This window comes from Desulfurellaceae bacterium (genome assembly GCA_021296095.1).
GTDB lineage: Bacteria > Desulfobacterota > Binatia > Bin18 > Bin18 > JAAXHF01.
This window is the reverse complement of sequence record JAGWBB010000003.1, coordinates 15,316-36,712: the sequence shown is the minus strand read 5'-3', so window position 1 is coordinate 36,712 and position 21,397 is coordinate 15,316. Positions and strand designations below refer to the sequence as shown.

Below are 21,397 nucleotides of genomic sequence, written 5' to 3'. Positions count from 1 at the left end.
CGCCTGTCCTCCTGTGCTGGGGTGGGGTGGGGCTTAAATCTCAACGATGATGACCATCGCATTAGGAAGATATCATCGTTGAGCTTTTTCGTCGCTTGGCGGAGCGTCGCCGCCCGCCTGGGCGCCGGCCGCCTGTTCAGACTCCTCGTCACACTCGCCCATATGCCGGCCAACCGCCCGTATGGTCTGCGAAAAGTCTTTGCTCTCAAACCGCATGCGGCTGTTCATGGTCGTCTCGGTCACCGTGTACTCCAGGGTCCCGCTCATCGGCGTTACCCCTTCTCCGCTGCCGCAGCTCAGCCGGGCGGTGAGCGTTTCACCCTCCTGCTTGACATCGCGCAGCTCACACCCCTCGTCCCGAACAAACCCCTCAAACGGATCGACCTCGGGTTCGTCGACACACCGGGTGTGGGTGGTGAAGCGCGGTTGGGGCAGCTCGGGTGAGGAGATGGTGGTGGTAATATGCCACTTGCCGACCGTGACCGGTAAGGTCTGCGCCCAGCCGGTCTGGCTGAGCAGCAGGCCAAGGCCACACCACACCAGGCACACGAGATAACGGAGCTGCATGACAAGACTCCTGTTCACGTCACGGGCGTCGGGCCGTCCGCGCCGTCTTGCGCCGCTGCCGCCCGTAGCACGGCAAAACGCGGCTTGAGCAGAGACACCATTGAGGGAATAAACACCAGGGCGCCGACAATGTGCAGAAACAGGACCAGGGCCAGCAGGAACGCCATCTCGGCCTGGAACTTCATCGGAAAGAACAGCCAGAAGATCACGCTGGCGGTCAGCGTCGTGCCGGTAAACAGAATCGCCCGACCAGTCGTCATCAGGGCGCGCTCAATGGCCTGATCCATGTCGTCGAAATTAGCGCACTCCTCGGTAATCCGGGACAAGACGTAGTAGCCATAGTCGATCCCGATGCCGATCCCGATGGCGGCCACCGGCAGGGAGTTGACGTTCATATCGATACGCGACCAGTACATGATGGCCTCGGTCAGCGGCTGGGCGACAATGGACGGAATCATCACGATCAGCGCCCCGGTCAGAGACCGATAGGTCAGCAGGCTCAACACAAACACCGTGGCCAGGACCAGGGTGAGGTTGACCCGGTAGGACCACTCGACCTCTTCGTTGATGGCGGCCAGAATCCCGAACAGCCCGCCGGCCAGCCGAAACTCAACATCCTCAATCGGGTTGCTGGCAATATACTCCTTGGCCCGATTCAGGGCCTCCATGACCGTGTCGTGCTGGTAATCCCGAAAAAAGATGGTGACGGTGGCGTTCTGGAGGTCTTTATCGACAAAACGCTCCAGGGCCGGCGCCCCGGCCGACATCAGGAAGTAGGCGAACATATTGCCGACATCGACCGACTTCTTGGGCAGAATCGCCCACTTGGGAATCCCTTCCTCAAAGCGCTGGTAAATCTGGCGAATGATATCCGCCCCGCTGACACTGCCCCCGGCCAGGGCGTTGCTGCGCTCCATATGGCGCTGAAAGCGCTCCAGGGCGCGCAGGGCATCCACCCTGCGGAAGGTCCCCGGCTCGGCCCCCTCGGCAATCACCACCAGCTGTGAGATGCCGGCGAAGTCCCGAGCAATAATCCGGTCGTAGGCCACGTTATACGGATGATCGAGGTAAAACAGGGCTTTGCCGAACGACACGTCGCCGATTTTGATCTGCATGGCAAAATAGATGCCGACAAGCAGGGCCAGGCCGAAACAGGTCGCCGTGGCATACCGGGCCCTGCCCCGACTGACCCAGACCAGGCGGTGGTTGATGCCGGTATAGATCCGGTCCGACAGCCGCCGGCCGGCCCGGGGATCGTGACGGGGCGGCGGCAAAAAGCTCAACAGGATGGGGTGGAGGGTGACCACGCTGATCGCAATGGTAAAAATCCAGAAGCTGGACAAAAAGGCCATCTTCTGAATCAGCGGAATCCGGGCCACGGCCAGGCTCAGGATAGCCAGCCCGTCCGAGGCGATGGAGACCAGGGCGGGCGAGAAGAGCCCCAGGTAGGACTGCAAAATGGCGGCGTCTTTGTCCCCCAGGCGGGCGTACTCCTCGTGGTAGCGCTCCATCGACTGGACCGAGTGGGACAGCGCCCGGGCGGTGATCAGCAGAAAGACCACAATCATCAACAGGTCGATGCTGAAGCCCAGCGCACCGGCAAAGCCTAAGGCCCAGACCGTGCTGAGCCCCCCGGAAAAGAGCGGAATCCAGACGCCGTGAATCGTCCGAAAGTAGAACCACAGCAGGGCCATGATCGACGCAATGGTCAGCAGCGTAATCCCGACAATCCACGGCTGGTACTGGAAGATCCAGCAGAACAGGGCCGGGAAACCGGTCATGTAGATAGTGTGGCGGGCGTCGGTCTCCTCGGCCTGGAGGCGGAACAGGTGTTCCTTCATCCGCCCGAAATCGAGGCCCGATTCCCAGAACGCGGCCGTAATCAGGGCCATCTGGGTGTCGTAGGAGACGTGTACGCCGAGAATCCCGTCGTTGGTATACACGGCCTTCTTGATCCGGGCGGCCTGGGCCTGGGTTTTCGGCGGTCCGGGGAAGAACAGCGGCAGGGCCTGGATACCGGCGCTGGATATTTCGATGTTGCGCATCTTGGGATGCGAGATGGACAGCACCTGCCAGCCGTTGACCCCGGGCGTCTCCAGCAGCGCAATCGTCAGCCGGTCGATCTTGTTGAGGGTCTCGATATTGAAGATATCCCCCTGCTCGACCTCGACCGCCATGACCAGGACATTCGCCGAGCCGAACATCCGGGCGTGTTTTTTGACCAGCTGCATGTACGGATGCCCGGGCGGGTAGAAGTCCAGGAAGTTCATCTGGATTTTGGTGTGACCCAACTGGTAGACGAAGAATGCCGTCAGGACGACTGCCAGGCCGAGCACAATCCAGCGCCGGCGCAGCAGAAAGTTGATATAGGCTTCCATCCACCGACGGGGTAACATGGCCCTGCACGCCTCCTCGTGGCGCTTGCGGCCGGCCGGCTGAGACGGCCGACCCACATGCGGTTCATCCGCTCTTCCTCAGCCACACGATCAGGATGAACCGTATTCAAAGACAGGTAGGCTATGGGGCAGCCTCTGAGCTGTCAAGACGCGGCCAGGCGACCAGGAGGACCAGCCTGCCATTGACGCCAGAGGCGATTTATTGAAAATGCACCTCAGTGTCACCGGTTCTCCTCCCTGTCCTTATCATCCTGCCCCTGCTCGGCGCGCTCGTTCCGCTGCCGCCGCGTTTCCGCCAGGCAACCGCCCCCCTGTTCAGCCTGATCCCGGCCGTCCAGGTCTGTGTGGTGGTGGTGCTGTGGTCCGCTATCCAGCACGGCGCCAGCGTCCACATCTCGTGGCCGTGGCTGCCGGCGCTCGGATTGCGGCTGAGTTTGCAGCTCGACGGCCTGAGCTGGCTGTTCGTCAGTCTGATCTCGGGTGTCGGCCTGCTGGTGTTCATCTATGCCGGCTCGTATCTGCGCGACGATCCACATCTCGGACGCCTGTATCGATTTTTGCTGCTGTTCAACAGTGCCATGATGGGCGTGGTGCTGGCCGATAACCTGGTCGTCCTGCTGGTGTTCTGGGAGCTGACCAGCGTCGCCTCGTTTCTACTGATCGGTTTCCGCTCCCAACGCGCCGCAGCCTGCGAGGGGGCGACCAAGGCCCTGGGGCTGACCGCCGGCGGCGGTCTGGTCCTGCTGTTCGGGATTTTTCTGGTCTTTGACCAGACCGGCAGCCTGGAGCTGTCGCAGCTGCTGGCCGCCCAGCCCTCCCTGTCGAGCGCCGTTGGGGTGTGTTTTCTGGTGGCAGCCTTCACCAAGTCGGCCCAGTTTCCGTTTCACATCTGGCTGCCCTCGGCCATGGAAGCCCCGACCCCGGTCAGCGCCTATCTGCACGCGGCCACCATGGTCAAGGCCGGGCTGTACCTGATGGCGCGGGTGTCTCCGCTGTTCGCCGCCGATCCGGTCTGGTCTACGGCCGGCGTCAGCGTCGGAGCCCTGACCATGGTCTGGGGCGGGGCGCTGGCGTGTAAACAGACCGACCTGAAAGCCCTGCTGGCCTACTCGACGGTCAGTCAGCTGGGCCTGATTGTGCTCTTGCTCGGCATTGGAACGCGGCTGGCCATGCTGGCTGCGGTGCTGCACATCGTCAACCACGCGGCGTTCAAGGGCGCCCTGTTTCTGACCGCCGGAGCGGTCGAACACGAAGCCGGCACCCGGGACATCCGCCAACTGGGCAGCCAGCGCCGGGAGATGCCGCTGATTGCCGGGGCGGCCGTACTGGCCTGTCTGTCAATGGCCGGCCTGCCGCCCTTGGGCGGCTTTATCAGCAAAGAGCTGTTCTACGAGTCGGTCTTGACGGTCGGGCCGGGCCTGAGCGCCGTGGCCGTGGCGGCCAGCTGCCTGACCTTCCTGTACTCGGCCCTGCTGTGCTACGGGACGTTTTTTGCCGTGCGGCCGGCCCCCGTCCAGCCTGCCGAGGAGCGCTCCTCGCACTCGTCCGACCGGCCGGACACGCGCCGGCTCGATCACACCCCGGTCGGCATGGCCCTGCCCATCATCGTGCTCAGCGCTCTGGCCCTGGTCTACGGGCTTCTGCCGGGTCTGGCCGAAACCCTGATCGCGCCGGCCCTGGGGACGGCGGACGACTCCGCGTCTCATATCCCGCATCTGGGTCTGTGGCACGGGATTAACCCGCCGCTGCTGCTGAGCGGGCTCAGCCTGGCGGTCGGGCTGGGCTTATTCGTGTCGCGCCGCTCTTTTATCCCCGGCCTGCAAACCGCCCGGGCCTGGTATTCGTTCGACCGGCTGTATGTTGACAGCCTGGCCTGGCTGAGTGCGGCCTTCACCTGGCAGCGCCGCCTGTACATGACCGGGCGCCTGACCGACTACATCTGTTATGTGCTGATCGCCCTCATCCTGGGGCTCAGCCTGCCGGTCTGGCAGTTCTTTGCCGTGACCCCGCTGCAAACCGAGACGACGGTGGCCAGCTGGTACGAAATCGGCTTGGCCGTGCTGATTGGCGTGGCCGCCCTGGCCTGCTGCGTGTTTCGCTCGCGGATCGCCATCATTCTGGCGCTGGGGCTGGTCGGCTCCCTGGTCTCGATCTTTTTCGTACTGTTCAGCGCGCCGGATCTGGCCCTGACCCAGATTCTGGTTGAGGCGGTCGGGCTGGTCCTGTTTCTGCTGGTGCTGCGCTTTTTTTCCCCGCTGGACAATGTCCGGCCGACCGTCAGCCGTCGGCTGCTGCATCTCGGCCTGAGCATCGGCGTCGGAGGCTTGGCCGCTCTCCTGCTCCTGGCCGCCAACATCGAGTTTGCGCCGTCCCTGCTGGCCCCGTATTTCCTGGAAAACAGCTACGCACTGGCCGGCGGGCAGAATGTCGTCAATGTCATTCTGGTCGATTTTCGGGGCTTTGACACCATGGGAGAGATCACCGTGTTTGCGGTTGCCGCGCTGGCCGTGGTGGCCATGATCGAGTTGGGCGGCCCGGGGCGCGGGCGGCTCGGCAGCCTGCTACGGGTTCCCGGGTCCGGCTCGCCGATCCTCCAGTCGTTTGCCCGCCTGACCCTGCACCTGATGCTGCTGTTCGCCATCTATCTGCTGCTGCGCGGCCATAACGCGCCGGGCGGCGGTTTTATCGCCGGGGTGCTGACTGCGGTGGCCATCACCTTTCAGATGATCGCCTTTGACGCCGCCACCTTCCGGCGCGAAACCCTGCTGAACCCGGTTCGGATTGTGAGTCTGGGGTTGTTGGTGGCCGCCCTTACCGGGCTGGGCGCGGTGGCCTTCGGCCAGCCGTTTTTGACCAGCGCGTTCGGCCACTTCTCGGTGCCCCTGCTGGGCGAGGTCGAACTGGCCACAGCCATGGGGTTTGACATCGGCGTGTATCTGGTCGTCGTCGGAACAAGCATCGGCATCATTCAGCGGGTTGCCGAGGCATAGGAGCCGAGCGGTGGAACTCATTCTCATTAGCGTGATTGGCGTACTGTTCGGCTGCGGGACCTATCTCCTGCTCCAGCACCACCTGTTGCAGGTCGTCATTGGCCTGTCGCTCTACTCGCACGCGGCCAACCTGTCCCTGATGCTGTCGGGTGGCCTCGAGCACGGCAGCCCACCGCTGCTCACCTCCCCTCCGCCCTACACCGACCCCCTGCCCCAGGCCCTGGTGCTGACCGCCATTGTGATCAGCTTCGGCATGACCGCCTTTGCCACGGTGCTGGCCTTTCGCACCCGCCAGGTGTGCGACTCAAACGATATTAACGAGCTGGCCGGGGGGGAAGAGTGAGAGGAAGGTGGAATGCGGAATGAAGGAATACAGAGACTGGCCCTAGGGTGACGCTGCGTATGCTGCACGAGCTGTTCATCCTGTTTGTCATCGGCCCGGTCGTGGCCGCTGCGGTTCTGGCCGCGTTTCCGCGACGAGCCGCCCTGCAACGCCTGCTGAGTATAATCACGATTGGCGGGCTGTGGCTGCTGTCCCTGCTCGGACTGTTCTACGTCTGGAGCAGCGGGATCGTGGTTCTGCGCATGGGCAACTGGCCGGCGCCGTTCGGGATTGTCCTGGTGGCCGATGCGCTGAGCATGACGATGGTCGGGCTGAACATGACCATCGCCCTGGCCGTCGGCCTGTTTTCCCTGGCCTCAATTGACCCCGACCGCCAGGAACACTTCTATTTTCCGCTGTTTTTTATCCTGCTGATGGGGGTCAACGGCGCGTTCCTGACCGGCGACCTGTTCAACCTGTTCGTGTTCTTCGAGATCCTGCTGATCGCCTCATTCGCCCTGCTGGTCCTGGGCTCCGAGCCGGGCCAGCTACGGGAGACGCTCAAATACCTGGTCATCAACCTGATTGCCTCGACGTTTTTCCTGCTGGCCCTGGCCGTCACCTACCGCAGCCTGGGCACGCTGAATATGGCCGATCTGGCGCTGAAGATACAGGCGCTGCCGGCCGACAGCCCGCTGCCGACCGTGCTGGCCCTGCTGTTTCTGTTTGTCTTCGGCTCCAAGGCCGCCATCTTTCCGCTGTATTTCTGGCTGCCGGGCCCGTACTTTCAGCCGCCGGCGGGCATGAGCGCCTTTTTTGGCGGTATGCTGACCAAGGTCGGGGTGTACGCCATTTTTCGGACCTTCAGCCTGATGTTTCGCCACGACCCGGGCGTGACCCACGAGCTATTGCTCGTCCTGGCCGCACTCAGCATGCTGCTGGGCGTGTTCGGCGCCCTGTCACAGGTCGATATGAAGCGTATCCTGTCCTACCACATCATCAGCCAGATCGGTTATCTGCTGCTGGGCATCGGCCTGTTGAGCCGCCAGGCGCTGGCCGGCAGCCTGTTCTTCATGGTGCCCTACGTGCTGTCCAAATCGGCCCTGTTTCTGATTGCCGGAGCGGTCCACAGCGTGACCGGTACGACCCAGCTCAAAACCATCGGCGGCCTGCAGTCGCACTCCTGGCTGCTCAGTGGCTTGTTTCTCATCGCCGCCCTGAGCCTGGCCGGCATCCCGCCCCTGGCCGGTTTTTTCAGCAAATTCATCGTCCTCCAGGCCGGTGTCGAGGCCGGACGCTACGGCTATGCCGGCATTGGGCTGGTGGGCGGCCTGCTGACCCTGGCCTCCATGCTCAAAATCTGGAACGGGGTGTTTTGGGGCGCTGAGCAGGGTGAACGGCGGGCCGTGGCCTTGAATCCGCTGCTGCCCGGGATTCTTCTTCTGGTGGCCGGGATTGTGTGGATTGGCCTCTTCCCGGGTGTCCTCTATAGTGTGGCTGAACTCGCAGCCCAACAGGCCTACGAGCCACGGGCCTATATTGAGGCGGTGCTGGGGCCAGACAGGTAGGGGCATGTGCTTGCCCAAAACACGTAGGGGCAACCCCCTGCCCAAAACACGTAGGGGCAACCCCCTGTGGTTGCCCAAAAGCCGAGCAGACACAATGCCGACCCCGACTGAAGAAAATCGCATGTCCGGGCGAGCTTCGCATCCGAGGTCGTCCATACTGCCCCGTCTGACCCTGAACGTCACCCTGGCCTTTACCTGGTGCCTGCTGCACGACGAGATCTCGCTGCACCAGTTTCTGATCGGCTATCTGGTCGGCATCGGCGCCATGCTGTTCTTCCCCCGCTCTTTTGGCCGGGAGTGGCGTTATATCCGCAGAGTGCTGATGGGATTTCGCCTGCTGGGCTTTTTTATCAAAGAGCTGGTCGTGGCCAATATCGACGTGGTCAAGCAGGTCTTGTCGCCACGGCTCAACGTGCGGTCGGGTATTCTGGCCTACCCGCTCGAGGTCCAGCACGATATCCTGATTACGCTGCTGGCCAATATGATCACCCTGACGCCGGGCACCCTGTCGGTTGAGGTGTCGCCCGACCGACGCTTCCTGTTCATCCATTTTCTCGACATTGAGGACATTGAGGCAGAGAAACAGAAGATCAAAGACGGCTTTGAGCGCTATTTGCTGCTGATCGTCGAGTGAAGGCCACCACGCATGATTGAAATCACCTGTTCTATTATGTTGTCCGGTATTACGCTGTCGATCGTGCTCAGCGGCTACCGGGTGATCCGCGGACCGAGCGTGCCTGACCAGGTGGTCGCCCTGGACAATATTGCGGTCAATCTGGTGGCGGCGATCATCGTTGTCTCCATCCGCACGGCCAGCGCCCTGTACATTGATGTCGCGCTGGTGCTGGCCATTCTGTCGTTTCTGAGCACGGTTGCGGCAGCCCGCTATCTGTTGGTAGGAACCGTCATCGATGGACACACCACCGACTCTTGAAATCCTGGTCAGCGGCCTGCTGCTGCTCGGCCTGTTTTTTCTGCTGACCGGCACGATTGGCCTGCTGCGGCTGAGAGACGTGTATTCGCGCATGCACGCCACGAGCAAAAGCACCACCTTTGGCGTGGCCGGGGTGCTGCTGGCAGCCCTGATCTACTTCCGCTTTCTGGGCTTGTCGCCCGGACTCAAAGAGAGCCTGATCCTCGGCTTCCTGCTCCTCACCGCCCCACTTGGCGCCCACATGATCGCCCGCGCCGCCTACCGGACCGGTGTGCCCATGTGGCGGGGCGGCACCGTTGATCAGTTCAAGGACTGGGAGGAACAAGAGGAGCGCCCCCTAGCCGATACACGCTCAGAACATCTGGCGTCCGAATGAACTCAGCCCGACCAGGGTAACGGCAAAGCGGAACTCGACCTCGTCCGGGTTGACCTTATCAACCACGCCGAAATCAAACGCCCAGCATTTCTGGGGTGACAGCAGCCGGAAGTAATAGCTGTTGCGAACGAACGAGGCGTCGTTCAGGTCATAGCGGGTCCGATAGGCGGCCGAGACGTGCTCGGTCAGGCGCAGCACCACGTTGGCGCTCAACTCCTTGAGCAGGCGGTCGGCAATGGCCCGGTAGGAAAAGTAGAGCGTCGTTCGGCGCTGCAGCTGCTGGAACACCGGCGGGGCCGACGGCAGGGGTCGGGGGTCGCGGACGAAGGCTGCAACCCGGGTTGCGGTGACCTCGGATCGATCAAGATCGTACACCGTATCGGTCCGAATGCTGAGAAAGGAAAAGGGGCTGAAACGCGCGTCAAAGGCCACGTCCGAGAAGTGCTGAGCGGTTTCGCTCAGCCCGAAGTTGCCCGGTCCCGCACCGCGCAGGCGCCGCGTCGGATCGTAGGCCTGGGTAATGGTCAGGCGCAGCAGCTCGCGTATCCGTGTGGCGTCCGCGTCGGAGCCGGAGACAAACTTGCCGAGCAGGCGGTTGGTCACCCCATACGCAAACAGGCTGCGCCGATTGATCCGATCCAGCCCGTCAAACAGGGGCAGGTCGTCCTGGCCGACGACCGGGCTGTAGGAGTAGGAGACGTGCGGCTCGACCACATGCTTGAGGCTGTGCAGGCGCCCCCAGCCCAGCCTGAAGACCCGCGACACACGGGTAGCCAGCTCGGCCCGCAACTGCACAGTCTCACGGGTGCGGTCGCCGCCCGGGCTGAAGCTGTGGCCGTCCATGCCGGCCCGGCCCAGATCCTGCACCGATACCGCTTCCCGGGAACCCAGGTGATAGACCGTCTCATGGCCGACCGCGCTCAGCGAGCCAAAGGCATAGCCGCCCAGGGAGAAGGGCACGGACAGCCACGGAGAGATGTGGAGGCGTTGGCCGTAGTAGCCCTTCTGGCGGTAGAAGTTTGCCCCTTGGATATTGAGGCCGGCCTCGGCCCGACCGCCTAACAGCCAGCGCTGAGTCCGAAAACGCAGGGTCGGCAGAACCTGAAAGGCGTAGTCGTCCTCGTTGCGCAAATCCTGGAAGTAAAAGGTATCGGCCCGTAGCTGGGCGTGGCGCCAAGTCTTGACCGCGCCGGCTCGGGAGCGCGTCCAGCGCCGGGAGCGTAGATCGGTATCCTCCAGCCCGACATAATAGGGCGTGTTCATGTTGCGCAAGAAACGGTCGTCGCTGACAAAGAAGAAGTCGCCGTAGCCCTGCACCCCGTACGGCAGGCGCTGGCGATGCGTGCCGGTCAGGCTCCAGCGGTGCCGGGGTGAGCTGGTCGAGGCCACGCCGCCCACCTTTTCGTTAAAGTACGAGGCGATCAGCTGACCCTCGGCGTTGCGGTTCAGGGCATAGCGATACTCGCCCAACAGCCCGAACCGGGCTGCGGTCTCGACATCCGCGGTGAGGGTGACATCGTGGCTTTTGTTCAGCGCCCAGTACAGGGGCTGCTGGAACTGGAAGCCGCGGCGGCTGGAAAACCCGTAGTTGGGAAACAACAGGCCGCTCTGGCGCTCGGTCTGGACCGGAAACAGGGCGTAGGGCAGGTACAGCACCGGTACGTTGCGGACCTTGAGAGTGCCGCCGCGGACCACCCCACGGCCGCGTCTGACGAGGTCGAGCGTCTGAGCCCCGACGGTCCAGTCGGCCTGTTCGGGCTCATCGCACTGACAGGTCGTCATCGTCCCGTCGTCAATGTGATAGGTCTGGCCCAGCGACTTCTGCAAGTTTTTGCCGGTGATCGTGTATTGATGGCTGGGCAGGCGGACCGTGCCGTTGGTGATTCGGCCGGTTTCGTCCTCCATTTCGAACTGGAGTGCCTCGGCTTCGATTGTGCCGCGCGGATTGCGGACCACGACATTGCCTCGGGCGTCGACCTGGTTGGTGGTGCGGTTGAAGCGGATCGAATCGGCCGTGATCCGGGTCGCCCCCCTGGTCACCACCACGTTTCCGCTGGCGGTAACGGTATCGGTGTCCTCTTCATAGCCCAGCGTCTCGGCCTCGACCTCGAGCGGTTGGCTGCTGCTCGGCTCAGCCTGACCCCAGGCCGGGACCGGACCGGTCAGACACAGCACGACGATCAGGCAGGCCAGGCGAATCATCGGCGCTGCCCCCTTAGCGCTGAAGGAAACAGGGGCAGCACCTCGCCGACCAGAAACAGCGAGCCGCATACGACCACAGCCGTGTCGGCGTCAGCCCCGTCGAGCTGCTGCTGGCACGCGGCCCGCGCGTCGCTGCACACCCGGGTCGGGCACGCCCCGGCAAAGGCGGCTGCCACGGCCTGGGGGTCTGCGGCACGCGGATTGCGCACCCGGGTGACGACCGCTTGGTGGGCAATGCGGGCCAGGAGCGGGACCATAGACGGCCAGTCCTTATCGTCCATCACCCCGAACAGCAGCGAGACTCGCCGCCCGCCGAGCACCTCGGGCAGGGCCGACACCAGAGCCGCAACCGCATACGGGTTGTGCGCCCCGTCGAGTATGACAAGAGGCTGATCGCAAACGATCTGGAAACGCCCCGGCCAGACGACCTGCCGCAAGCCGTGGCACAGCTGGGCACCGGAGACGGGAAAATCCGCAGTCAGGCATTCCAGGCTGGCCAGGGCTGCGGCCGCGTTATCGACCTGAAAGGCGCCGGCCAGCCCCAGCGGCAGGTTCTCATACTGCCAGGCCCGGCCCCGATAGCCAAAATGACCCGAACCCGCATCGGCCCAAAAATCCCGACCATAGACCAGGCTCGGACTGCCCTGCCGACGCGCGATGTCGATCAGCACGGCCTGGCTGTCGGCCTCCATCCGGCCGACAACGACCGGGACGCCAGGCTTGATGATGCCGCCCTTCTCAGCCGCGATCCGGGCCACATCGCTGCCCAGATAGGCCTGGTGGTCGAGTCCGATCTGGGTAATCGTCGTCACCAGCGGAGACAGCACATTGGTCGCGTCCAGGCGTCCACCGAGCCCGACCTCAACGACCGCAATATCGACCTCGGCCCGGGCAAAGGTTACAAAGGCAAGCAGCGTCATCAGCTCAAACGGGGTGAGCCCGAGCTCGGCCGGGTCGAGGCGGGAGCGAATCCAGGCTATGCCGTCAACCACGTCCTGTTGCCGAATCCAGCCGGCGCCGAGACGGATGCGTTCGCAGAAGTCGAGCAGATGGGGTGAGGTATACAGGCCAACCCGGTAGCCCGCCGCTCTCAGTACGGCGTGCAGCAGGGCTGCGGTCGAGCCTTTGCCGTTCGTCCCCGCAATGTGCAAGCTGGGAAAGCGGGTGTGAGGGGAGCCGCACAGCGCCAGGGCGCGCTCCACCCTGTCGAGCCCGAGCTGCATACGCTCGACCTCGCGGTCAAACAGGAAGTCCAGGGTCTCGGCGTAACTGAGCATGGACGTCAGCAAATGGACCGGCTAGGGCTGGCCGGGGGTCTCACCCGCGTCGTCCGAGGCGGGGTCGCACAGCAGGCCGAGCAGTTGTGCCAGCACCCCGCGCAGATCCTTACGTTCCACGACCATGTCCAGCATGCCGTGCTCGAGCAGGAACTCCGCCCGCTGAAAGCCCGGCGGCAGGGTCTCGCGGATCGTCTGTTCAATCACCCGCGGGCCGGCAAAGCCGATCAGGGCCTGGGGTTCGGCGATATTGATATCGCCGATCATCCCCAGCGAGGCTGCCACTCCGCCCGTCGTCGGATCGGTCATGACCGAGATATACGGCAGTCCGGCCGCCCGCAGCCGGTTGAGGGCTGTATTGACCTTGGCCATCTGCATCAGGGACAGGACGCCCTCCTGCATGCGGGCACCGCCCGAGGCGGAAAAGAAAATGACCGGCAGGCGTTCCTGCACCGCGTGCTCGACAATCCGGGTCAGCTTCTCGCCCACCACGGTTCCCATGCTGCCGCCCGAAAAGGCAAAATCAAACAGTCCCAGGGCCACCGCTCGGTCCTCAATCGTTGCTACCCCACACACCACCGCCTCGGTTCGACCCGTCTTGGCCTGGGCGTCGGCGATGCGCTGGGGATAGGGTTTGCGGTCGGTAAAGCCGAGCGGGTCGCTGGGCGACAGGTCAACGTCATGCTCGACAAACGAACCGCGGTCAACCACCAGGAACAGACGCTGCTCAACCGTCAGCCTGAGATGCATCCCGCATTTGGGGCACACGAATAAACGCCGCTCGGCCTCCTTGCGGAACAGAATATCCTGACAGGCGCTGCACTTGACCCAAATGGCCTCGGCGTCTTCCTGCGTCCGCCTCGTTTCCGTTGCAGCCATAACTCCTTCTCCCCACGGGCGGACGATGCTCGCTCGGGTATCACCGTTCCCCTTGCCAAGCAGGAAAATCGTGTCTCCAGCGAGCTGTCCCAGCCCCCGCGTCCCTCGGCGCTGTGCGGAGCCTAGCACCTCTCAGCCCGCCTGGTAAGCCCTTGGCGTCTGCCTGGCGACTTTCTGGACAAGGCGACCCGCTTCTTGTAGGTTGCCGCCATGACGACCACCACCGATATCGACATTCCGTCCCTGCTTGAGCAGGCCGACAGACGCACCCTGGCGGCAGTTGTTACCCATCTGGCCGACGACCCGCAGGCCGTTCCCGATCTGCGCGACCGGGCCGCGATTGAGCGCAAGGCGGCCGAGCTGCTACCGGCCTATCTGTCGGGCCAGAAAACGGCCGGACCGCCCAGCGACGAAGTCCTCCAGGCAGCCATGAACCTGGCCGCCGGCATGCCGGTCGCCCCCGAGTACGGCCCCATGGCACGCGAACAGATGGGGCTCGGCCCGCAGGCGCAGGTTGCGCCGCTCACGCCGCCGGCCGACTTCAAGGTGGTGATTATCGGCGCCGGGGTGACCGGCGTCCTGGCCGGCCTCAGACTCGAAGAACTCGGCCTGTCGTCGTTCACGATCCTCGAGAAAAACCCCGAGCCAGGCGGTACCTGGTGGCAGAACAGCTATCCGGGCTGTCGGGTGGATACGCCCAGCCTGCTGTACTCCTACTCCTTTGCGCCCGACATGGGCTGGCCGGAGCACTTCAGTCATCAGCCCGAGCTGCTGAAATACGTCAAGCAGATCGTTGCCGAGCGCAGCTTTGGCGATCGCCTGCAGTGCAACACTGCGGTCGAGACCATGGGCTGGAACGACGCAGACGGGGTGTGGGAGCTGGACCTGCGCCGTGGCGACGGCTCGACCGAGCGCCTCAGGGCCAATTTTGTGATCGGCGCGACCGGTCTGCTGCGGATTCCAAAGTGGCCCCAGATTGAGGGCGTGGACGCCTTTGCGGGCCCGTCGTTCCACTCCACCCACTGGGACCACGGGGTCGATCTGACCGACAAGCGGGTGGCGGTCATCGGCACCGGGGCCAGCGCCAACCAGATCGTGCCGGCCATTGCGCCCCAGACCCGCGAGGTGCTGATCTACCAACGCACACCGCACTGGATGCTGTCCCACCCCCAGTACGGCAAAGCCCTGTCCGGCACCGAGCGCCTGCTGATCGACAAGATCCCGACCTATCTGTCGTGGTTCCGCTTCCGCCAGTTCTGGCAGATCGGCGATTCCATCCTGCCGACCCTGCGCATCGACCCCGACTGGCCCTACCCGGACCGTTCGGTCAACGCGGCTAACGACAAGCTGCGGGGTCAGATGACTGAGTACATCAAGGCCCAGATCGGCGACATGCCGGAGCTGGTCGAAAAGGTGCTGCCCCAGTATCCGCCCTACGGCAAGCGGCTGCTGCTCGACAACGGCTGGTATCAGGCTCTGCGACGCGACAACGTGCAGCTGACCGATACGCCAATCGAGCGTATCACGGCCGACGGAATCACCACCGCCGACGGCCATGAGGCGGTCGATATCATTGTCTTTGCCACCGGCTTTGACACCGGCAAGGTGCTGTGGCCGATTCAGGTCAACGGCCGCAACGGGGTCGATGTGCGCGCCCTGCTCGACGACAGGCTCGAAACCTATCAGGGTATGGCGCTCGAACACTGCCCCAACCTGTTCATCACCCCGGGTCCCAACGGCACGCCCGGCCACGGCGGCAGCGGCATCTTTTTTGCCGAGTGCCAGATCGGCTACATCGTCGAGTGCCTGCGGGCCATGTTCGAGCACAAGTGGTCACGCCTGGAGGTGCGCGGCGAGGCGGTCGAGCAGTTCGTTGACGAGGTCAAGGCCGAGTTGGAGCACTACGTGTGGAGCCTGCCGGGCATCAGCAACTGGTTTCGCGGCTCGCGCGACCGGGTGACGACGCTCATCCCCAAGCGGCTGGTCGATCTGTGGCAGGAGAGCAAAACGCCCAAGTTCGAGGATTATGTCGGCCGCTGATGTCGGCCGCGCGGTCGGAAGGTGGCGGCGAGCTTTTGGCTCTCATCGGTCAGGGTGACGATCTCCCAGCCCAGGCCGTGCAACTGCTCAAGCAAGGGCTTCTTGATGCGGTTGCGTTCGTCCATGCGAAGGGACTGCGGCCTCATAGTCATCACTCCCGTAGCACCAGTATCACGAAACCGCAGCCGGCACCTCACCTTCGATCACGTGCCCTTTGACGCTCTCCACTACCGAGATGTCGTATGCGCTTTGCAGGTTCATCCAGAATGCCGGTCCGGTTCCAAGGTAGCGGCCGAGGCGCACGGCAGTCTCGGCCGTGACCGCCCGTTCGCCTCGCAGGATGGCGGTAATCCGGTTTGCCGGGACACGGATGGCGAGCGCAAGCCGGTTTGCGCTCATGCCTCGTGCTTCCAGTTCCGCCCGCAGTACCCGGCCGGGATGTGTCTTCACTCGCGTCATGGCCTACCTCCCGATTTCATCCTTTGTGATAGTCCTCGATAGTGACCTCGTGCGCATTACCGGCCTCGAATCGAAACGTCACCCGCCAGCGCCGGTTCACCGTCATTGCCCATTGTCCCCGCCGGTCGCCGGTCAGTGCGTGGAGCCGAACGGCCCGAAGTGCGCGCAGCGGAGCCAGCGAAGACGCAGCGTCAAGCGCATCGAGCAGCATCAATGCCCGCTCGTAGTCAAGGCCGCGAAAGCCTCTCAGCCGGCCGCCCTCGAACAGCCGGCGACTCTTGCTGTCTCCGAACGATTGAATCACGGGGGTGACGATAGGATGTCTGGTGTAATACGTCAAACGTACAAATCGAGCAGCGGGAGGCGTCTCCGGGATTTTGATTCTCGCCGGTCAGGTCGCTGATCTCCCAGCCCAGGCTGTGCAACTGCTCAAGCAACGGATTCTCGACAGGGTCTCGTGCAGTGTCTTGACGAGGTTAAGGCTGAATTGGAGCACTATGTGTGGAGCCTGCCGGGCATCAGCAGCTGGTTTTGCGGCTCGCGCGACCGGGTGACGACGCTCATCCCCAAGCGGCTGGTCGATCTGTGGCAGGAGAGCAAAACGCCCGGGTTCGAGGATTACAGCGGCCGCTGAGCGAGCCGACCTACTCATCTATGCTACCGATGACAGCCGCTTAACCTTGATTCGACCGGCGCGTTTCATCGTTTGGGCGAGGTCATAGGCCGCCTGCACCCGGTACCAGGTACTTGCTCCGCCACCGAATGCCTTGTCGAGTCGGGTCACCATCTCCGGTGAGAGTCCTGAACGGCCATTAACGATATCGGACAGCTGCTTACGGCTGACCCCAAGCTTTCTTGCCGCTTCTGTCACGCTGAGCCCCAGCGCCTCCAGACAATCATGACGGACGGACAGGCCCGGATGGGGCGGGTTCTTCATCGGTATATCGCGGGTCTCCTTCAGCGATAATTGACCAAATCCACATCACTGACAGGTGCACCCTCGAAACACGTCAGCTCCCGAGGCGCTGAACTTCTGGAAGCAACGTCTCAGCGCGTGCGGCAAGAAACTCATCATAGTTGCCAGCCACAAGAACGTCATAGTCGATACTATGACTGACGAGACGCCTACGAATCTCTGCCTCGCCGAGCGTACTCGCATCAATCCTCTTCTGGAGATATTCAATCGGGGACTTAGCAGAGATGTTACGATTGGTCTTCCAGGTCACCAGCGCGCAATTCAACGCTCTGTAAACCTTCCCTTGCTCTTCGCCTGCATCTTCCAAGAGGTCTATTGGGAAAATATGGTGGTATTCCCTTGAACGGAGGCTGTCACGAGTTGCTTGACTACCGTCGGCGAAATCGAGTCCTCCCTGTCGGAGGGAGATGAGTAGAATTGCCCGAGCCAAACGCTCTCTTTTCTTCGGCCAACCAGCCAGCAGCAGGTCTTCGGCCGTTGGAAGTGGATGCCTCTCGTCGTTGAAGATGAGTGGAACACCGGCATCCTGGCCTTTGAGCCGTGGAGCCAGCAGTCTGTAATCGGCGAAGATACGGCCATTGGTGGCCAATTCGTAGCGATCAGTTAAGAACGCACGCCATAGAAACTTCCGAAGGAGGAGACGCGCTTCGCCTTCGCCATCCAAGCCGTCGGGGGCGTGAGCCCATAAGGCGACAAGCAACGGAGTCGCCGCATCGGAAGGAATACGCGTTGAATCGAATACGTGTTCTTCATCAAGGAAACTCGCCGCTCGCTAGGCTCCGCTCACGAGTTTGGCCCAGTTATCGATCAAACCTTCGGCAAAGTCGTTGCTAAGCATAACGCTTTTGCTGGGTTCACGATCCTGGAGCAGCGCACCCGCATTCAGGATGACCTGAGCAGGCTCTGCGAAGATCTCAAGCGTCGGCGCCTCTTTCCGCAGCTCCGAGACAAGTTCGTGCAGTGAAAATCCGGTGGCCGCTTCGACCTGCGCAACCACGATGTCGTAAGTGCTAAGAGGCTGCACCGACGTATTCATCTTCACGAACACGTCGAGAGCTGTTTCCCTTGGAGTAGTGGGTGGGAGGGAGAGGGACAGGAACGGCAAATTGAACCCCGCGAACCGAGCGGGCAGGTCTGCGCCTAATGAAATCAACCGAATAAGCTCGTCGGTATCATCTTGAGCAGCCGATTTCGCCCACTCCTTAAACTCTTTTTCAGCCTCGTGGTCAGGACGCAGAAGTCTGGCTGGTATGAGCTGACGGTCCCAGACGCTGACTGGATCATCAGCCCATAGAGGATAGAGCCTTCCATTTTTGCGCCAACGACCTTGAGACATTGTTCGCAGCGGACCGGAAGACTCATCTTCTTGCTCGTCGGAATTCATCTCCACAAAGTACGTTCGATCTGGATAGTTGTCGGTGAGGCTACGCCACAGGGCTGTCAGACGCTGTTGACCATCGAGGAGATGTTCCACGATTTTATCACCGTTTTCAGGAGCACCGACCATCACCCTGGAGACAAAAGGTTCTTCATCACCCACTTCGAGTACGAGCAGTGCACCCGCTGGAAGTTCTCGTAAAACCGTATCAAGAAGCCCAGCAACCATTCTATGGGTCCATGCCTCGAAGCGCTGAAATCGAGGAAGGACCACCTGGCGAGTGCGAATGCGGGCAAACCAGTCGTTCAGTGAGCGATTCCGTGCTTCCATAATTTTCAAAGCCTCCTTGGGATGTCCAAACTATAAGCAGTCCACGCTTGTCAGATTATGCTTCGCTCATCCGACCCACTCATCCATGACACAGAAAAGGCCAAGCGAGTATGACCTATGAGACGGACCGACGGGAGTTTGTCAGGCGCTTGAGGAGACTGGCGAGCGAGAGCACGACGGCGGTCCATTGCTATGACTTTGTCGAAGGCTCTTCCTTGTCCAGATCCGCAATGCCGGTCAACACAACCGGCGGACGGTCGGGAAATTCCGCCACCAAACTCAGCTTGCCGCCCATCGCTCTGACGTAGCCCCGGAGCGTGGAAATCAACAGATCGCTCCGCTTTTCGAGGCGCGACACGTTTTCCTGATTGATCCCGAGTTCCTTGGCTACACGCACCTGCGTCTGTTTCCGCGCCCTGCGCAGGTCTTGGAGCGACATCTCTTCGGCAATCAGCACTCTGGCCCGTTCCTCCACTTTTTTTCGCCGCGCTCTGGGCAGCTTATCCATTCTCTCCTGTAGCGTCGTCATCTGGACCTCCTCTCGTCCTTCAGCCGGGCGAGATGCGCGTCAAACCGTTCGTCCGCCTTCTTGATCAGCTGTCGGTAAAAACGTCTTTCGCTGACACCCGACTTGTTGCCGGCCACCAACAGGACGGCCCGCCGCCTGGGATCAAAGGCAAAGGCGATCCGCCACACGCCGTCAGCGACCTGAAAGCGAAGCTCCTTCATATTGGCGTGGTGTGATCCGCGCAGCGTGTCTACCCGCGGACGGCCCAGCGTCGGTCCGAACACTTCGAGAAGCTTCGCCTGGGCGAGCAGTTCGTCCTGCACTGCGGCAGGCAGAGCATCGAATTCCGGGTCAAAGGCCGGATCGAAACCGACTTCCCAAACCATGCCTTTAATATTATCTAAGAATCATATGCTGTCAAAGGCATATCAAAGTCTTGTGGCGAGGCAGTCCAGCAGTTCGTTGATGGGGTCAAGGCCGAGCTGGAGCAGTATGTGTGGAGCCTGCCGGGCATCAGCAACTGGTTTCGCGGCTCGCGCGACCGGGTAGCGGCGCTCATCCCCAAGCGGCTGGTCGATCTGTGGCAGGAGAGCAAAACGCCCAGGCTCGGGGATTATGTCGGCCGCTGAACAAGCCGAAACAGTCTTGTAGGTCGGCTTAGCCCAAGGCGTAAGCCGACACCTCCGTACCCGTCGGATTACGCTCCGCTCATCCGACCTACTCACCTGTTCGTTTTCTAACCGTGGCCATCATCTGAATCATCGTCATGACCTGAATCATCGTCGTGATCGGCCTCATCGTCGTGTCCAGAGCCGTGGTCGTCATCCTCATCATGGCCAGCAAAATCAGCCGGAATGAGAGCCCCGCCGAGAACCCAGTTCCGAATGGTCTCAATCTCCTCGTCGGACAGAGGCGGCATATCCTGGGGCATACGCTTGCCACGAGACGGTGAGTCCGTGGCGATCTTCTCCACCAGATAGCTCGCATCCGGGTGACCCGGATTGATGAGAAAGGTGTCGGTCAGCTGATGGCTTCTGACGGCGATCGTACCGCCTGGCATATTACTCGCGCTTAAATCCAGGCCTGCGACGGGATTGCCGTTGTTGTGGTCGCTCGAATGGCAGGGAAAACAACGGGCGCTGAAGATTGCCTGCACCGCGTGCAGGGTCTCAGCGGTTGTTTCATCCTCGGTGTAGGCTTCGATGATGCCAGTGTTCTGGGCGGCCAGAGAATAGCGAACCCGCAGGTTGGCCGATCTGTCCATGTCGGTCCCGGTCGTCGCGTTGATGATCAGCATGTCGTTGCTGAGAGCATCAACCCCGGTCCAGGCTTCCTCCAGGCTGAAGTTTTCGACGACCTCAACATTTCCGAGCTTTGCAACACTGATAGTGTGCTCAGATAGTGTGCTCAAGCATAACCGGCTCGCAGCCCTCAGCCCGGATTTCGACACCGACGGTATGCTCACCGGGGCTCAGCAGGGCATAGTTGAAGACACCCGAGTAGCTGGTGTCGAGGGGCGCACCCTCCACCGCCATCTGCACGTCTGCGCGTGAGCTACAGCACGGAATGATGGAATCTTCCTGGGTGACCCCGTCGATACGCAGATGGATAGTCACGGGAGCACCGTTCGTCGCAAACGCCCAACCGTTTATCGTCCCGATCCCGACAATGCCGGTATGGTCGGGCGGGTTGTCCAGGAATGCCGTGATTGTGTTCGCCCGGACTGCCGACGACGTCAGCAGCAGGACGAGCAGGCCAAGCAGCCAGATTCTTCCTCTTTCCATCGTTCTCCCTCCTTTTCCTTGCCTACAGCGGCTTTCCATACCAAGTCAGACCCACTCCGACAAGAATGCTGGGCGCGCGCTTGACAATACGGCGGCCCTCCGATACCACAGGCTCCGAACAGCGCTTGAGGTACCCATACGGGGTGAAAAGGGAAGCCGGTGCGAAGCCGGCGCGGTCCCGCCACTGTGATGGGGGAGCCCGTCTCGATCATGTCACTGCTGGTGCAAGCCGGTGGGAAGGCCGATGACGGGCGCTGGGGCGTACGCCCCCGAACCCCTAAGCCAGGAGACCTGCCTGAAGCCACCAACCGGCCTCTCCGCGGAGGGAGAAGGGTTACAGCGTGCTCCCGCTCTGGATATCCACCGCACAGGCGCTCAGCCTGGCAGGCTTCCAGTCGTCTTCACACCCTG

The 21,397-nt window shown here is 62.2% G+C and carries 23 protein-coding genes and 1 riboswitch; of the genes, 8 read left to right on the top strand and 15 right to left on the bottom strand.

The features are described 5' to 3' along the window. Positions 1-72: 72 nt before the first annotated feature. Both J4F42_01125 and J4F42_01120 read right to left on the bottom strand, forming a co-directional pair. The gene (locus tag J4F42_01125; GenBank protein ID MCE2484085.1) at positions 73-567 is read right to left on the bottom strand and encodes a DUF3617 family protein; all 495 of its coding nucleotides are present in this window, start codon (positions 565-567) and stop codon (positions 73-75) included. Between the two features lie 14 nt (positions 568-581). Further along, entirely contained in the window at positions 582-2,963 is a 2,382-nt protein-coding gene (locus J4F42_01120; protein MCE2484084.1) for an MMPL family transporter, read from the bottom strand. Between the two features lie 218 nt (positions 2,964-3,181). Here J4F42_01120 and J4F42_01115 point away from each other — a divergent pair, with 218 nt between their 5' ends. The 6 genes from J4F42_01115 (at position 3,182) to mnhG (ending at position 9,153) form a co-directional block, all read left to right on the top strand. Further along, on the top strand, positions 3,182-5,953 hold the full coding sequence (locus J4F42_01115) for a DUF4040 domain-containing protein (GenBank protein ID MCE2484083.1): 2,772 nt from the start codon (positions 3,182-3,184) through the stop codon (positions 5,951-5,953). Positions 5,954-5,963: 10 nt separating this feature from the next. Continuing rightward, positions 5,964-6,296, top strand: a complete 333-nt coding sequence (locus tag J4F42_01110) for a Na(+)/H(+) antiporter subunit C (GenBank protein MCE2484082.1) — start codon at positions 5,964-5,966, stop codon at positions 6,294-6,296. 59 nt (positions 6,297-6,355) lie between these two features. Then, positions 6,356-7,843 (top strand): hypothetical protein, encoded by a 1,488-nt coding sequence (locus J4F42_01105; protein MCE2484081.1) that lies wholly within the window; start codon positions 6,356-6,358, stop codon positions 7,841-7,843. 94 nt (positions 7,844-7,937) lie between these two features. Next, a complete protein-coding gene (locus tag J4F42_01100) occupies positions 7,938-8,477 on the top strand; it encodes a Na+/H+ antiporter subunit E (GenBank protein ID MCE2484080.1) in 540 nt (179 codons plus the stop codon). 12 nt (positions 8,478-8,489) lie between these two features. Next, positions 8,490-8,777 carry a hypothetical protein gene (locus J4F42_01095; GenBank protein ID MCE2484079.1) on the top strand — a complete coding sequence of 96 codons (288 nt, stop codon included), beginning with the start codon at positions 8,490-8,492 and terminating at the stop codon, positions 8,775-8,777. Further along, positions 8,755-9,153, top strand: a complete 399-nt coding sequence (mnhG, locus tag J4F42_01090) for a monovalent cation/H(+) antiporter subunit G (GenBank protein MCE2484078.1) — start codon at positions 8,755-8,757, stop codon at positions 9,151-9,153. The genes J4F42_01095 and mnhG overlap by 23 nt, the downstream gene beginning before the upstream one ends. On the opposite strand, the gene J4F42_01085 is transcribed toward mnhG, so the two are convergent. From J4F42_01085 to J4F42_01075, 3 genes are read right to left on the bottom strand one after another with little or no spacing between them, the layout of a single operon-like run. Continuing rightward, positions 9,130-11,355 carry an LPS-assembly protein LptD gene (locus tag J4F42_01085; GenBank protein MCE2484077.1) on the bottom strand — a complete coding sequence of 742 codons (2,226 nt, stop codon included), beginning with the start codon at positions 11,353-11,355 and terminating at the stop codon, positions 9,130-9,132. The two genes, mnhG and J4F42_01085, sit on opposite strands and share 24 nt — an antisense overlap. After that, positions 11,352-12,632 (bottom strand): bifunctional folylpolyglutamate synthase/dihydrofolate synthase, encoded by a 1,281-nt coding sequence (locus J4F42_01080; GenBank protein MCE2484076.1) that lies wholly within the window; start codon positions 12,630-12,632, stop codon positions 11,352-11,354. Before J4F42_01080 ends, J4F42_01085 begins: the two co-directional genes overlap by 4 nt. A 21-nt stretch (positions 12,633-12,653) precedes the next feature. Further along, a complete protein-coding gene (locus tag J4F42_01075) occupies positions 12,654-13,511 on the bottom strand; it encodes an acetyl-CoA carboxylase carboxyltransferase subunit beta (GenBank protein MCE2484075.1) in 858 nt (285 codons plus the stop codon). 210 nt (positions 13,512-13,721) lie between these two features. Between J4F42_01075 and J4F42_01070 the strand changes: the two genes are divergently transcribed. Beyond that, entirely contained in the window at positions 13,722-15,551 is a 1,830-nt protein-coding gene (locus J4F42_01070) for an NAD(P)/FAD-dependent oxidoreductase (GenBank protein MCE2484074.1), read from the top strand. Here J4F42_01070 and J4F42_01065 read toward each other — a convergent pair. From J4F42_01065 to J4F42_01055, 3 genes are read right to left on the bottom strand one after another with little or no spacing between them, the layout of a single operon-like run. Further along, positions 15,536-15,697, bottom strand: coding sequence for a hypothetical protein (locus J4F42_01065; GenBank protein MCE2484073.1), 162 nt, complete (start codon positions 15,695-15,697; stop codon positions 15,536-15,538). The two genes, J4F42_01070 and J4F42_01065, sit on opposite strands and share 16 nt — an antisense overlap. A 25-nt stretch (positions 15,698-15,722) precedes the next feature. After that, positions 15,723-16,010 carry a HigA family addiction module antidote protein gene (locus J4F42_01060; GenBank protein MCE2484072.1) on the bottom strand — a complete coding sequence of 96 codons (288 nt, stop codon included), beginning with the start codon at positions 16,008-16,010 and terminating at the stop codon, positions 15,723-15,725. 16 nt (positions 16,011-16,026) lie between these two features. Beyond that, complete coding sequence (locus J4F42_01055; protein ID MCE2484071.1) at positions 16,027-16,350, bottom strand: type II toxin-antitoxin system RelE/ParE family toxin; 324 nt, start codon at positions 16,348-16,350, stop codon at positions 16,027-16,029. 117 nt (positions 16,351-16,467) lie between these two features. Here J4F42_01055 and J4F42_01050 point away from each other — a divergent pair, with 117 nt between their 5' ends. Beyond that, entirely contained in the window at positions 16,468-16,644 is a 177-nt protein-coding gene (locus tag J4F42_01050; GenBank protein ID MCE2484070.1) for a hypothetical protein, read from the top strand. A gap of 18 nt (positions 16,645-16,662) precedes the next feature. Here J4F42_01050 and J4F42_01045 read toward each other — a convergent pair whose 3' ends face one another. The 7 genes from J4F42_01045 to J4F42_01015 form a co-directional block, all read right to left on the bottom strand. After that, positions 16,663-16,947: a HigA family addiction module antidote protein gene (locus tag J4F42_01045; protein MCE2484069.1), complete on the bottom strand. Its 285-nt coding sequence runs from the start codon at positions 16,945-16,947 to the stop codon at positions 16,663-16,665. A gap of 73 nt (positions 16,948-17,020) precedes the next feature. Further along, the gene (locus tag J4F42_01040) at positions 17,021-17,686 is read right to left on the bottom strand and encodes a hypothetical protein (GenBank protein MCE2484068.1); all 666 of its coding nucleotides are present in this window, start codon (positions 17,684-17,686) and stop codon (positions 17,021-17,023) included. 72 nt (positions 17,687-17,758) lie between these two features. Continuing rightward, the gene (locus J4F42_01035; GenBank protein ID MCE2484067.1) at positions 17,759-18,703 is read right to left on the bottom strand and encodes a DUF262 domain-containing protein; all 945 of its coding nucleotides are present in this window, start codon (positions 18,701-18,703) and stop codon (positions 17,759-17,761) included. Between the two features lie 181 nt (positions 18,704-18,884). Then, positions 18,885-19,223, bottom strand: a complete 339-nt coding sequence (locus J4F42_01030; GenBank protein ID MCE2484066.1) for an XRE family transcriptional regulator — start codon at positions 19,221-19,223, stop codon at positions 18,885-18,887. Beyond that, a complete protein-coding gene (locus J4F42_01025) occupies positions 19,220-19,588 on the bottom strand; it encodes a type II toxin-antitoxin system RelE/ParE family toxin (protein ID MCE2484065.1) in 369 nt (122 codons plus the stop codon). Before J4F42_01025 ends, J4F42_01030 begins: the two co-directional genes overlap by 4 nt. Before the next feature lie 350 nt (positions 19,589-19,938). Continuing rightward, complete coding sequence (locus tag J4F42_01020) at positions 19,939-20,613, bottom strand: hypothetical protein (protein ID MCE2484064.1); 675 nt, start codon at positions 20,611-20,613, stop codon at positions 19,939-19,941. Beyond that, complete coding sequence (locus J4F42_01015; protein ID MCE2484063.1) at positions 20,597-20,986, bottom strand: hypothetical protein; 390 nt, start codon at positions 20,984-20,986, stop codon at positions 20,597-20,599. Before J4F42_01015 ends, J4F42_01020 begins: the two co-directional genes overlap by 17 nt. Before the next feature lie 111 nt (positions 20,987-21,097). After that, positions 21,098-21,300, top strand: a riboswitch (cobalamin riboswitch). The last annotated feature ends 97 nt before the right edge of the window (positions 21,301-21,397 follow it).

Excerpts from the sequence above, each read along its gene's own strand:
- J4F42_01045 (MCE2484069.1), bottom strand. The coding sequence starts at position 16,947 with ATGAAGAACCCGCCCCATCCGGGCCTGTCCGTCCGTCATGATTGTCTG.
- J4F42_01125 (MCE2484085.1), bottom strand. The coding sequence starts at position 567 with ATGCAGCTCCGTTATCTCGTGTGCCTGGTGTGGTGTGGCCTTGGCCTG.
- J4F42_01095 (MCE2484079.1), top strand. The coding sequence starts at position 8,490 with ATGATTGAAATCACCTGTTCTATTATGTTGTCCGGTATTACGCTGTCG.
- J4F42_01025 (MCE2484065.1), bottom strand. The coding sequence starts at position 19,588 with ATGGTTTGGGAAGTCGGTTTCGATCCGGCCTTTGACCCGGAATTCGAT.
- J4F42_01100 (MCE2484080.1), top strand. The coding sequence starts at position 7,938 with ATGCCGACCCCGACTGAAGAAAATCGCATGTCCGGGCGAGCTTCGCAT.
- J4F42_01080 (MCE2484076.1), bottom strand. The coding sequence starts at position 12,632 with ATGCTCAGTTACGCCGAGACCCTGGACTTCCTGTTTGACCGCGAGGTC.
- J4F42_01120 (MCE2484084.1), bottom strand. The coding sequence starts at position 2,963 with ATGTTACCCCGTCGGTGGATGGAAGCCTATATCAACTTTCTGCTGCGC.
- J4F42_01030 (MCE2484066.1), bottom strand. The coding sequence starts at position 19,223 with ATGACGACGCTACAGGAGAGAATGGATAAGCTGCCCAGAGCGCGGCGA.
- J4F42_01065 (MCE2484073.1), bottom strand. The coding sequence starts at position 15,697 with ATGAGGCCGCAGTCCCTTCGCATGGACGAACGCAACCGCATCAAGAAG.
- J4F42_01060 (MCE2484072.1), bottom strand. The coding sequence starts at position 16,010 with ATGACGCGAGTGAAGACACATCCCGGCCGGGTACTGCGGGCGGAACTG.
- J4F42_01085 (MCE2484077.1), bottom strand. The coding sequence starts at position 11,355 with ATGATTCGCCTGGCCTGCCTGATCGTCGTGCTGTGTCTGACCGGTCCG.
- J4F42_01105 (MCE2484081.1), top strand. The coding sequence starts at position 6,356 with ATGCTGCACGAGCTGTTCATCCTGTTTGTCATCGGCCCGGTCGTGGCC.
- J4F42_01015 (MCE2484063.1), bottom strand. The coding sequence starts at position 20,986 with ATGGAAAGAGGAAGAATCTGGCTGCTTGGCCTGCTCGTCCTGCTGCTG.
- mnhG (MCE2484078.1), top strand. The coding sequence starts at position 8,755 with ATGGACACACCACCGACTCTTGAAATCCTGGTCAGCGGCCTGCTGCTG.
- J4F42_01075 (MCE2484075.1), bottom strand. The coding sequence starts at position 13,511 with ATGGCTGCAACGGAAACGAGGCGGACGCAGGAAGACGCCGAGGCCATT.
- J4F42_01070 (MCE2484074.1), top strand. The coding sequence starts at position 13,722 with ATGACGACCACCACCGATATCGACATTCCGTCCCTGCTTGAGCAGGCC.